Raw genomic sequence first — 11,813 nt, forward strand, 5'->3', positions numbered from 1 at the left:
CTGCTCAGCGAGGGCCGAACTGACGGTCCCCGGCATCACCGAGGCCGGGCACGATGTACGACGCGTCGTCGAGACCGTCGTCCACGGCACCGACGACCAGACGCACCGGGTGGCCCGAGTTCTCCAGTGCCGCCACACCTTCCGGGGCGGCGACGACACAGACGGCGGTGATGTCGTCGGCGTTGCGCGCGACGAGGAGTTCGATGGTGTGCAGCATCGACCCACCTGTCGCCAGCATCGGATCGAGGACGAAGACCGGGTGCCCGGCGAGATCATCGGGCAGGGATTCCAGATACGGCACGGGCTGGGCCGTCGCCTCGTCACGCGCGACGCCGACGAACCCGACGTGTGCCTCCGGCACCATCGCATGGGCCTGCTCAACCATGCCGAGACCCGCGCGCAGCACCGGGACCAGCAGTGGCGGATTCGCGAGGCGCACACCCTGGACCGGGGCGACCGGTGTCTCGATGTCCACCTGCTCCACCGGCGCACCCGCGAGGGCCTCGTAGATCAGCATCTGCGTCAGATCCGACAGTGCCGCACGGAACCGGGCGTTGTCGGTGTGCTTGTCGCGCATGGTGGTCAGACGGCTGGCCGCCAGAGGGTGATCGACGATGTCCATCTGCATGGGACCCACCCTATGCGGCACGTGCAGAAGAGTGGAACCGATCGGCCGACGACCGCGTCTGAGTTGTATGAACCGCTCCCCCGCCACCCCGGCGCCCGACGCCGGCAGCATCTCCGCAGATCCCGCCGCACTGACCCGATACGCATGTGCGCAACGCTCGTCGGGTGAGCAGGTCGCGGCGCATGCCACCGGTCAGCGTGGCGAAATCGGTGCGCTCACGATGACTTTCGGGATCATCGGCGCCGACTTCCTCGCGGCGACCGCCTATGTCCTCGACCGCCGGGCACACGCACTCGATGCCATCGCGAACCGCCACCGCACGCAGGGCGGCGCCACATCGGCCGCGCGTACGTCCTACACCGCCACCGACCGCACCGCGGGCAGCTCCATCTCCGCGATCGGATGCGACAGCCGAGAGCTGAGGCTCTAGAGATGTTCAGCGTCGACCTCCTCATCGGACCGCTCCACATCCTCGCCCGAGCGCTCGGTACCGGCGTCCTGCCACCGGACAATCCCGCGACCCGAATACGTTCTGCGACACCACAACTGGAATCTGCCCGGCAATCGTCGGCGGCAGCCACCCGGCAGGTCGCGCAGACGTGGGCTGGCACCGGGGCCGCCGCGGCGACACGCGCGGCCGAGCACACGGGGCGGTCCCTCGCCGACACCACGGACACCGGCACCGAGATCGCCGGTCTGGTGGAATCCGCCGCGGGCAAGGTGAAACACGCGGCCGATCAGATCAACGGCCTCATCGACGACTTCGGCCGCGCCGCCACCGCTCTGGGACCGAGCCTGTTCACGCCCGGCGGGTTGGCGATCATCTTCCCGGTCGCGCTGGGTCACGTGGCGCGGGGTGCCGCGATCGTCGCGCGGGCGCAATCGGACCTCGCCACGGACACCACACGCATGCGGAGTCTGGGCCGCCATCCCGCGCCCGCGGAGATCACCCGGGACGGGCACACGGGCGGGCTCTCGTCCACCCCGATCGCCGGCGGCGTGCCGGTCCGGCTACCCGACGGCTCCGTGGCCTACGCGCCGAGTCAACGGGCCGCGACGGCGGTACGCGCCGCGCTCAGCCAACGCGGTGTCCCCTACGTCTGGGGCGGGACCACGCCGCAGGGCTTCGACTGCAGCGGGTTCACCCAGTGGGCCTACAAGCAGGCCGGCGTCGACCTCCCGCGCCTCGCACAGGATCAGGACACCGCCGGTACCCCCGTGTCCCAGGCGCAGCTGCGGCCCGGTGACCTTGCCGTCTGGGACGGGCACGTCGCCATGTACATCGGCAACAATCAACTCGTCGAGGCGGGCGACCCGGTCCAGGTGTCGCCCCTGCGAACCTCGAATGCCGGCCAGGGATTCCAGGGATTCTTCCGGCCACGATGAGATCTTCAGAAGTGGGCGCGGTCAGCCGGTCACCTCGATGACGTACACCTTGATCTCAGGCGCAGTAGTTTCGCCACCCAACGTGGTCTCATATGTGTTGGCGCCGTCAACTCGTGCCCACACCGTCACCAAGTCATCTTCGACCACCTGCTTGAAAACGCCGTCGATCCCCTCGGTGGCGATCGTATTGATCGAGTAGTAGTCCGACGGTTCACCGCCGGTATTCAGCCGAATGGTCGAGGCCCCGGTGACCGAATCGGCCTGCGTTACCTTGCCGTACAGCACGACCAACTTCCCGATGTTCTCGGTCGGATTCTTTGCCATTAACGCCCACTCGCGTTCCGATAGAGCGGTATATCGCGACTTGTCCTTCTGCTCTGCTTCTAGCGCTGCAACAGCACTTTGCCGCGCGGCTTCGACTCGCGAACTCTCAGCAGCCTCTGCACGTTCGCGGGCCGCACGAGCTTCGGGCGCCTCAGTTGTTGTCGTGGCCACGGGTGCTGAACTGTCGTTATCAGAGTCCTTGTCCGGACTCGATACAGCCGACGCGACGATCGCGATCACAACCAGCACGCCGAGTGCGCCCAGGATGTACCAGAGAAGTCGCTTACCTCGTTTCTTCTCTGTCGCGACCGGGGCGGTCGCAGCCTCCCCAGGTCGAGTTTGCGGTGTCCACTGGCTGCCGTTCCACCATCGCTCCGTGTTCGGCATTTGTGGGTCGGCATACCAGCCGGGTTCGCTGTTCGGTGGGGTCGTCATCGAATACTCCTAGTTAGGGCCTGCGCATCCCGAAGGCGACGAAGGCAATTCACTGTGATTGGTGCACACTTGTGGTCGCGGCATCATCGAGGAGCGCGTCAGCATCGATGGCCGCGGCAGGATTTCCCGAATACCGCCAGAATGTGCCGGCGGCGTCAATACGCCGACGACGCCATCGGTCATGCAACTCGGCGCTTTCGCCGCTATTCCTCGACCGACGCCGGTTCCTAGGGTGTGGTCGATCGGACAGGCAACTACACGTCCACCCATAGCCCACGGCCCTTCTCTGTCAGTTACGTATCCCGCACAGGCGTTGTGGAGTTCGTCGGGGTGATTCAGCCGCCGAGTCGAGATAGGTTCAACGGCCGGTTGCTCGCTGGCTGCCTACACTCGGCCAAGGTGAATATGCGAGGGGCATCGCGCACCTGCATGCTGACCAGCACTGACCCCCGCTCTGACTGCAGGAGATCGTCTGCGACTGCAAGTGTCGATCCAGACGGGCAGCCCCGGTGATGATCGGCGGGCCGCTCGAAACGAATGACCAAGTACGACCAGATGCCGACGTCGCGCCACGGATGGTAGTTAGTCATGCACGCAAGCTAGACCGATTCCCGGACAAAAGTGCCGGATACGCCGGTATTACACCAGTGTCATTCGCCTTGATATATGACGAGCTCATCTTGATTCTGGCGAACTGCGCCTTCTGACTTTCTTCAGGCCGCGTCGGTTCGCCAGGTTGTATCAGGCCGCTCTCCCATTTGACTGGTCCCACACATAAGCCCGAGGCGTGATGCAGAGCCTTGCGCGATGTGCCCACGCCCCCGCCGACCACTACTTATGGTCCTCTCGGGCTTCGTCATTCCGGACTCTCGGGGGTCCCCCACTCTGGGGCGGCGCGAACCGAGCGTAGGTACAGAGGCTTGCCATCCTGCCGGAAACAGCGTGCATCCCTTGCAGCAGGGATCAAACATGGGCACTTGGCTTCGTTCGCGAGGTCCGGCGTCATCGCCAGACTGGAGGCACTCGATCAGGCCCGGTGGCGCCGCATCGTCCGCCTTCCGGCCTGGCGGTCCCGCAACCACTACGGCGGTCAACCTCGCGCCGCAGCCTGCAGCGTCCTGCGCACACGGCCAAGGCGCCTACACCCGGCACGCGCGATCTAGCGTTGGGCCGTAAGCCGGTGCTGACGTTGTCTGGAAGGGTTACACAAGACACACCGAAGTCGCTTTCCAAGCACACGATCTGACCGAGGTCCTTGCCCTCACCGCCAATCAGGTCCTGTGTCAAGACTCGTGGACGCTCATTCGCATCTGGCTGATCCCACGGATGCCAGGCCAAAATCCCGACGAGGAGTCCCGCAACCACGATCGCAAACGAGATCAGCAACGCGGCCCCCATCAACGACTTCGTATTGGCCGGCACCACCTGAACCGGACCTGGCTGACCGGTCGGTGGCTGACCAGGGAACTGTGGAGGTTGTACCGTCATGGCCAGCAGTAGACACACCCACCGCGTCGTCACTCGATCAAGCGACCAGGCCGGACCAGCCCACGATGAGGCTCACACACGCCCGGCGGACCACCGTTCACGTGCCGGTCGCGGGGTCGCCACCCGCAACCGCGCACATAATCGCTACGCTGTGACCTCATGGCCGGAGACATCGTCCCCATCGAGCTCGGAATCACCGACGGAAACGTCTTCACCCTCTGGGCGCCGCGCTGGCGCGAGGGTGACGACGAGTGGGAGGCATTCCTCGGACTCGACGAGGATCTGTACGCCTTCCCGGGCGTCGCCGAGCTCGCCGCATTCATCCGTACCGACGAGGACAACGACCTCGTCGAACATCCGGCGTGGTCCACCGTCGTGGGTGTGCAGGCCGAGGAACTGATCCCGGACGAGCGCCACACCTACGACCTGATCGGCGTACCCGAGCTGGCCGCCGAGGACCCGTCACCGGAGGTCATCGCCGAACTCGAGGACGCACTGGAGATCGTGCGCATCCTCGCCGAGGTCTGCGATCTGACGACGATCACCAAATTCTTCAACGGCAATCCGATCCTCGGCGCGGTCACCACCGGTACGCGGAACTTCCACGGCCGCGACGGCATCGATCTCTGGGTGCGCATCGGTCGTCTCATCGCCAAGCACTGGGATGACGTCATCGACGCCATCGACGATGTCATCAGCACCCCGGAGGTCCCGGCCGCCGCCGTGGCCACCGCGGCCGCCGAACTCGAGGCCGCGGCGTCCGCCGAGGACGAGGACGAGCCCGACGACGACATCGACCTCGTCAACGCCGACGACACCACGGTGGCCGCCGTGGATGACGACGACGAGGACGACGACATCGACGACGAGGACGATGTGGATGACGACGACTTCTGGGCGTCGGTCGGCATCGACCCGATCCGGATCGTCACCAGCGACGGCGAATACCTGTCGCTGCGCTGCTACCTGGGCGACGACCCGGTGTTCCTGGGCGCCGACGGCAAGATCTTCGTCTTCGGTTCCGCCCGGGCGCTGAGCCGCTTCCTGGCCGACGACAACGATCACGACCTCGTCGACGTCTCCACCTTCGACGAGGTGCGCACTGTCGCCACCGACGGATCGCTGGAGTTCGACGTCATCGACGACAACGTCTACGTTCTCCCCGGCCTCGCCGAGGACATCGCCGACGGACCGCGCCGCATGGACCGCAACCAGCTCGACCTCGCCGTCGAATTGCTGACCGACGCAGCCGATTACGCCGACGACGACGCCGTATCCGAAGCGCTCGGGTCAACGACCCCGCTGGGCTGGTTCGTCGACTACGCAGTCGACCCGAACCCGAAGCGGATGGCACCGAGCCCGCCCTTCGACAACGAGTCCGAGGCCTGGCGCGCCCTGGTGCACGACTTCGAGGACCGCCTCGTCAAAAAGGGCTGAGCCCACGCGGCACTCTCAGTCGGTGACCGTGCGGCCCGGCAGACCACGGGCGACGACCGTCGCGAGGACCATGGCCACCGCGATGGCGCCGTAGCCGATCGTCAGGGCGTGATCCGCGGAGTGCCGATACACGAGCTGCGCCGCGACGTTCGCACCGATGGCGGCACACAGTTGCACCGTGATGAACAACGACGGGGTCACATACGGCACCCGATCGGCGGGCACCGCACGGTAGACCCCCGCGAAGGCCGGGGCCGCGACCGCACCGAAGGCCAACCCCAGGATCGCCAGCAGCACAAGAGCTCCGGCCAACGGAATCCCGTTGTGCACCACCGCGAACAGGGCCGCGAGCACCGCCGTGCCGATCGTTGCCGCCGTCACGATGACGCGCGGTCCCACCACGTCCGACCATCGGCCGGACAGTGTCATCGACAGCAGCAGGCCGGCGCCGAGTACGGCAACCGGAATCCCTGACGCGACACCGTCCATGCCGTGACGATCGGGAGCCCACAGGGGCAGCGCGACGAGCTGGAAGTACATGGTGAAGCCGACGACGGCCATCACCCCGAGCCCGCCCCGCACGCCGGGCAACGCGAGCAGACGCAGATCCAGCACCGCGGGCCGATCTCCGCGCACCGTACGGATCGCGTAGCCGGCCAGCAGCGCGACGCCTGCCGCGATCGGAATCCATGCCCACGTGTGCGCCGCGACCTGCTCGATGCCCAGCATCACCGACACCACGCCCGCGGGCAGGAGGACGACACCAACCAGGTCCGGACGCTCCACCTCTGCGGGCGAATCGGCCGTGTCGCGCGGCATCAGACGAACGGCCCCGATCAGGACGAGAATCCCCAGCGGCACGTTGACCAGGAAGATCAGCTGCCAGTGACCGGTTCCGGCCAGCAGACCACCGGCCAGCGGACCGACCACGGGCGCGACGTTGATGACCGCACTCACCACACCCATCACCCGGCCCATCCGCGCGGGCCCCGCGGTGGAGGCCGCGATCGTCAGCGCGACCGGCTCGAGCAATCCCCCACCCAGCCCCTGTACGAGGCGGAAGATGATCAGCGACAACGGATTCCACGCCAGCGCACACAGCACCGAACCGACCACGAACAGCATCAGTGACACCAGCAGCGTCCGGCGCGACGTCCATCGCCCGATGATCCATCCCGACAGCGGCATCGTGATACCCGCGGCCAACAGATAGGCGGCCGTGAACCACGCACCGGTACTCAGCGAGGCGTGCAGATCCTCACCGATGACCCGGAGTGACGCGGTGACGATCGTCCCGTCGATCACCGCCATCAGTGCCGCAGCAGCACTCACGGCCACCAGCCGATTCGCCGCTCGGATCGCCGGTCCTGTACGGGTCTCCTCGTTCATCACTTTTTCCGCCACGGTCAACAAGACTAAACTACACGGTTTAGTAAAAGCAACGGTGCGATAAAATGGATTCATGACGTCCAGCTCCCCGCCCCGGACGAACCGGGGCATCGACAAACGGCGCGTCATTCTCGACGCCGCCGCCGAGGTCTTCGCGGAGTCGGGCTACGCACGCGCAAGCATCGACATGATCGCGACCCGTGCCGCCGTGTCGAAACCCACGGTGTACAGCCACTTCGGCGGCAAGGAAGCACTCTTCCGGGAGTCGATCGCGGCATCGGCGGAACAGATCAACGCGGTCAGCCTCGACGCCATACGGCAAATGGATCCCCAGTGCCAGGACTGGCGCACCGGTTTACTGACCCTCGCCGAGAAGCTGGTCGGCTGCATGCGCAGCCCCTGCGCGGTGTCCCTCAATTCGCAGATCCACGCGGAGATCGGACGGGACCCGGAGGTCTATCGCATGGTGCGCGAGCGGACCGAGCAGCCGATTCTCGACGGTCTGGCCGGGCGTCTGGCGATGCTGGGCAATGCCGGCGTTCTGACGATCCCGGACCCGGTGCTGGCGGCACGGCAGTTCCACGCACTGATCACCGCGGAGATACCCGGACTGACCGAACTGGGGACCGCGCCGATCAGCGACGCCACCGCCCGCGCCGCAGTCCGGCGCGGTCTGGACACCTTCCTGCGCGCCTACGCGCCGCCGGACGACTCCGCGATCAACTCCGCATAACCGGGCTTGATGACCTCGTCGATGATGGCCAGACGCTCGTCGAAGTGGATGAAGGCCGACTTCATCGCATTGATGGTGAACCGCTGGAAGTCCTCCCAGCCGTAGCCGAATTGGTCGGCGAGACGCTCGAATTCGCGGCTCATCGTGGTGTCGCTCATCAGCCGGTTGTCGGTGTTGACGGTCACCCGGAAGCGCAGGCGCGCGAGCACGTTGAAGGGATGTTCGGCGATCGAGTCGACCGCCCCGGTCTGGACATTCGAGCTCGGGCACAGTTCGAGCGGAATCCGCTTGTCACGCACGATGTTCGCGATGGGGCCGAGGACCGCATCGGGGAATGACGACGCCGCCGGATCGGTACCGGGCGGGAGTTCGATGTCGTCGATGACCCGCACGCCGTGGCCCAGCCGGTCGGTGCCGCAGTAGGCGATCGCCTCGTGGATGGACGGGAGCCCGAACGCCTCACCCGCGTGAATCGTGAAGCGCGCGTTGTTGGCCCGCATGTACTCGAACGCGTCGAGATGCCGGGTCGGCGGGTTGCCCGCCTCGGCGCCGGCGATGTCGAAGCCCACCACACCCCGATCGCGGTAGCGCACCGCGAGTTCGGCGATCTCCCGCGCGCGGGCGGCGTGCCGCATGGCCGTGACCAGACATCCGATCCGGATGGGGTGGCCCGCCGCGGCGGCATCGGCCTCGCCCTCGGCGAAGCCCTCCAGCACCGCCTCGACGACCTGGTCCAGAGTCAGGCCGCGCGTCAGATGTTGTTCGGGGGCATAACGGATCTCGGCGTACACGACGCCGTCGGCGGCCAGATCCTCGACGCATTCGCGGGCGACCCGCCGGAGTGCGTCCTCGGTCTGCATCACCGCGACGGTGTGCGCGAAGGTCTCCAGATACCGCTCGAGCGAACCGCTGTCGGCGGCATCCCGGAACCAGGCCGCCAACGCGTCCGCGTCGTCGGCGGGCAGATCCTCGTAACCGATGTCGCGTGCGAGGTCGAGCACGGTCGACGGACGCAGACCGCCGTCGAGATGATCGTGCAGCAGCACCTTGGGCGCACGGACGAGCGAGGCGTGATCGAGGGGACGTGCCTGGTCGGTGTCAACGGTCGTCATGACCCGACGGTAGCCCGCCATCCGCCGTCGGTGTGCGGTGCGAAGGAAACGTTCGGCAAACTCCCCCGACGTCGCCCACTCAGCGGTCCGCGACGATCCGATCGATGACCAGTGATCGGACATCGGGCGCCGTCTCGCCGATGGACACCGCCGACGCGAGCGCCTCGCGGGCCGCGGCGAATCGATCCGGAGTCCGGGAATGCAAGGTGAACAACGGATCTCCGGCGCGGACCCGATCACCGGGGCGGGCGTGCAGGACCACTCCGGCCTCGGCCTGAACATCCTGTCCGGGGGCGGCACGCCCCGCACCGAGTCGCCAGGCGGCCACCCCGACGTCCAGTGCGTCGACCCGGGTGACGACACCGTCCGCGTCGGCGGTGACGGTGTCGGTCTCGGCGGCGACGGGCAGCGGGGCATCCGGATCGCCGCCCTGTGCCGCGATCATCGCCCGCCACGTGTCCATCGCGGTGCCGTCGGCGAGGTGCCGCGCCGGATCCGCGCCGGGGACGCCCGCGGCGTCGAGCATCTCCCGGGCCAGCGCGACGGTGAGTTCGACGACGTCCGGCGGCCCGCCGCCGGCCAGCACCTCCAGCGACTCGGCCACCTCGAGTGCGTTGCCCGCGGTACGGCCGAGTGGCGTGTCCATCGCCGTCAGCAGCGCACGGGTCTCCACCCCGGCGGCGGTGCCCAGCGACACCATCGTCTCCGCGAGTTCCCGTGCCTGCTCCTCGGTCTTCAGGAAGGCGCCCCGGCCCACCTTGACGTCGAGGACGAGCGCCCCGGTGCCCTCGGCGATCTTCTTGCTCATGATGGAACTGGCCACCAGCGGAATCGATTCCACGGTCACGGTGATGTCCCGCAGGGCGTAGAGCCGACGATCGGCGGGCGCGAGGTCGCCACCGGCGGCGCACACCACCGCCCCGACCCGCTCCAACTGGTCGACCATCGCGTCGGCGGCGACATCGGCACGCCAGCCGTGGATGGACTCCAGTTTGTCGAGGGTGCCGCCGGTGTGGCCCAGTCCGCGCCCGGACAGCTGTGGGACCGCCACGCCGAAGGACGCGACGAGCGGGGCCAGCGGGAGCGTGATCTTGTCGCCGACGCCGCCGGTCGAATGTTTGTCGACGGTGGACAGCACCCGTCCGTCCCGGCGCAGGCCGCTGAAGTCGAGACGGCGCCCGGAGTCGATCATCGCCTGCGTCCACCGGACCGTCTCGCGCCCGGTCATCCCCCGGAGGAAGATCGCCATCAGGAGCGCCGACATCTGTTCCTCGGCCACCTCGTCGCCGTGCGTGTAGCGGTCGACGATCCAGTCGATCTGCGCGTCGGAGAGTTCCCGGCCGTCGCGTTTGGTCGCGATCACCGACACGGTGTCGATCACCGGAGTCATCGGACCGACGCCAGGTCGTCGGGCCCGAAGGCGTCGGGCAGCAACGCCGAGAGCGGCACCGGACCGGCCGGATGGTCGACCTGCAGATCGCCGCCACCGTGTTCGAGGAGCACCTGCCGGCAGCGCCCGCAGGGCAGTATCACCGTCCCGCGCCGGTCGCACACCGACACCGCACGCAGCCGCGAGCCGCCGGTCCCGACGTGGTGGGCGACGAGCGAGACCTCGGCGCAGATGCCGAGTCCGTATGAGACATTCTCCACATTGCATCCGAGCACGATGCGGTCGTCGTCGGTCCAGCCGGCGGCACCCACGGGGAAGTCAGAATAGGGCGCATAGGCCCGCGAAATCATCGCAAATGCTTTCTGCCGCAACAGATCCCAGTCGACATCGACGGTCAAGCCGAACTCCTCACATTGATTACCCGCGAGTAAGGTAGGCCACGAACCGTCGTCGCAGCAATGGTAAGGCAAACCTAAGTCGAGATCAGTTGCGGCTCAAATCCGTTCGGGCAATTCACACCCTGACTCAGCATAGGTTTAAAGTCTCTTCCATGGGTCCACGGCCGAGTTACATAATGCCGACTCGGTCCGTCCATCGACGCTGTTGGAGGCCAATTTCCCGATGAGCACGCCGACCGAAGTCGCACCGGAGCCGGTGCGTAAGCGCTCCCTGTATCGAGGCGACCCGGGCATGTGGTCCTGGGTTCTGCACCGCATCACCGGAGTGACGATCTTCTTCTTCCTGTTCGTCCACGTGCTGGACACCGCGGTCATCCGTATCGATCCGAACAAGTACTCGGAGATCATCGATACCTACAAGACCCCGCTCATCGGCCTGATGGAGATCGCGCTCGTCGCCTGCGTGCTCTACCACGCCCTCAACGGTGTCCGGATCATCCTGGTCGACTTCTGGACCAAGGGGCCGAAGTTCCAGCGCCAGATGCTCTGGGGAATCCTGACGCTCTTCGCCATCATGTTCGCCGCCGCGGCCATCCGCCTGCTGCAGCTCATGATCACCCACGCCTTCTAGGAGACATCCGATGACATCACCTGTCGCGAAGACCCTGGGCACCGATTACGACCGGCCGGCCAGCCTCGACAATCCCCGCTCCCCGCGCAAGCCCAAGGGCGGGAACTTCGAGAAGAACGCCTGGCTGTTCATGCGCTTCTCGGGCCTGGCCCTGATCATCCTCACCATCGGCCACATGTTCATCATGCTGGCCTGGGACGAGGGCGTGCACCGCATCGACGCGTCCTTCGTCGCGGCCCGCTGGCGTGAACCCTTCTGGCAGGTCTGGGACCTGACCATGCTGTGGCTCGCGCAGCTGCACGGCGGCAACGGTGTGCGCACCGTGATCGCCGACTACTCGCGCAAGGACTCCACCCGATTCTGGCTGAACGTGCTGCTCGCGATCTCGATGATCCTCGTGCTCGTGCTCGGCACCTACGCGATCCTGACCTTCGACGTGAACAGCGTCGGCTAGAGGAGATA

Annotated in this window: 12 protein-coding genes; 6 read left to right on the forward strand and 6 right to left on the reverse strand. The window is 66.7% G+C overall.

Annotated features, from left to right (window positions below):
• Positions 1-4 precede the first annotated feature (4 nt).
• A complete protein-coding gene (gene upp / locus AC4JJG_RS00670; RefSeq protein WP_495399437.1) occupies positions 5-628 on the reverse strand; it encodes a uracil phosphoribosyltransferase in 624 nt (207 codons plus the stop codon).
• Positions 629-695: 67 nt separating this feature from the next.
• On the opposite strand from upp, the gene AC4JJG_RS00675 reads away from it, so the two are divergent.
• Positions 696-1,058: a type VII secretion target gene (locus AC4JJG_RS00675; RefSeq protein WP_495399436.1), complete on the forward strand. Its 363-nt coding sequence runs from the start codon at positions 696-698 to the stop codon at positions 1,056-1,058.
• A 2-nt stretch (positions 1,059-1,060) separates the two neighbouring features.
• Positions 1,061-2,014 (forward strand): C40 family peptidase, encoded by a 954-nt coding sequence (locus tag AC4JJG_RS00680; protein ID WP_495399435.1) that lies wholly within the window; start codon positions 1,061-1,063, stop codon positions 2,012-2,014.
• A gap of 21 nt (positions 2,015-2,035) precedes the next feature.
• On the opposite strand, the gene AC4JJG_RS00685 is transcribed toward AC4JJG_RS00680, so the two are convergent.
• Positions 2,036-2,773: a DUF2510 domain-containing protein gene (locus AC4JJG_RS00685; RefSeq protein ID WP_495399434.1), complete on the reverse strand. Its 738-nt coding sequence runs from the start codon at positions 2,771-2,773 to the stop codon at positions 2,036-2,038.
• Positions 2,774-4,420: 1,647 nt separating this feature from the next.
• Here AC4JJG_RS00685 and AC4JJG_RS00690 point away from each other — a divergent pair.
• Positions 4,421-5,698, forward strand: coding sequence for a SatS C-terminal domain-containing protein (locus tag AC4JJG_RS00690; RefSeq protein ID WP_495399433.1), 1,278 nt, complete (start codon positions 4,421-4,423; stop codon positions 5,696-5,698).
• A 15-nt stretch (positions 5,699-5,713) separates the two neighbouring features.
• Here the strand turns inward: AC4JJG_RS00690 and AC4JJG_RS00695 are convergent, their stop codons facing one another.
• The gene (locus AC4JJG_RS00695) at positions 5,714-7,087 is read right to left on the reverse strand and encodes an MFS transporter (protein ID WP_495405734.1); all 1,374 of its coding nucleotides are present in this window, start codon (positions 7,085-7,087) and stop codon (positions 5,714-5,716) included.
• 73 nt (positions 7,088-7,160) lie between these two features.
• On the opposite strand from AC4JJG_RS00695, the gene AC4JJG_RS00700 reads away from it, so the two are divergent.
• The gene (locus AC4JJG_RS00700; RefSeq protein ID WP_495399431.1) at positions 7,161-7,820 is read left to right on the forward strand and encodes a TetR/AcrR family transcriptional regulator; all 660 of its coding nucleotides are present in this window, start codon (positions 7,161-7,163) and stop codon (positions 7,818-7,820) included.
• Here AC4JJG_RS00700 and AC4JJG_RS00705 read toward each other — a convergent pair.
• The 3 genes from AC4JJG_RS00705 to AC4JJG_RS00715 form a co-directional block, all read right to left on the reverse strand.
• Complete coding sequence (locus tag AC4JJG_RS00705) at positions 7,781-8,932, reverse strand: adenosine deaminase (RefSeq protein WP_495399430.1); 1,152 nt, start codon at positions 8,930-8,932, stop codon at positions 7,781-7,783. The genes AC4JJG_RS00700 and AC4JJG_RS00705 overlap by 40 nt on opposite strands.
• A 79-nt stretch (positions 8,933-9,011) precedes the next feature.
• Positions 9,012-10,322 carry a thymidine phosphorylase gene (locus AC4JJG_RS00710; protein WP_495399429.1) on the reverse strand — a complete coding sequence of 437 codons (1,311 nt, stop codon included), beginning with the start codon at positions 10,320-10,322 and terminating at the stop codon, positions 9,012-9,014.
• A complete protein-coding gene (locus tag AC4JJG_RS00715; RefSeq protein WP_495399428.1) occupies positions 10,319-10,720 on the reverse strand; it encodes a cytidine deaminase in 402 nt (133 codons plus the stop codon). Before AC4JJG_RS00715 ends, AC4JJG_RS00710 begins: the two co-directional genes overlap by 4 nt.
• A gap of 223 nt (positions 10,721-10,943) precedes the next feature.
• On the opposite strand from AC4JJG_RS00715, the gene sdhC reads away from it, so the two are divergent.
• Together sdhC and AC4JJG_RS00725 are read left to right on the forward strand one after the other, a co-directional pair.
• The gene (gene sdhC / locus AC4JJG_RS00720; RefSeq protein ID WP_495399427.1) at positions 10,944-11,351 is read left to right on the forward strand and encodes a succinate dehydrogenase, cytochrome b556 subunit; all 408 of its coding nucleotides are present in this window, start codon (positions 10,944-10,946) and stop codon (positions 11,349-11,351) included.
• Positions 11,352-11,361: 10 nt separating this feature from the next.
• Complete coding sequence (locus AC4JJG_RS00725; protein WP_495399426.1) at positions 11,362-11,805, forward strand: succinate dehydrogenase hydrophobic membrane anchor subunit; 444 nt, start codon at positions 11,362-11,364, stop codon at positions 11,803-11,805.
• Positions 11,806-11,813: the final 8 nt, after the last annotated feature.

Source organism: Gordonia sp. B8661-1 (assembly GCF_059427765.1).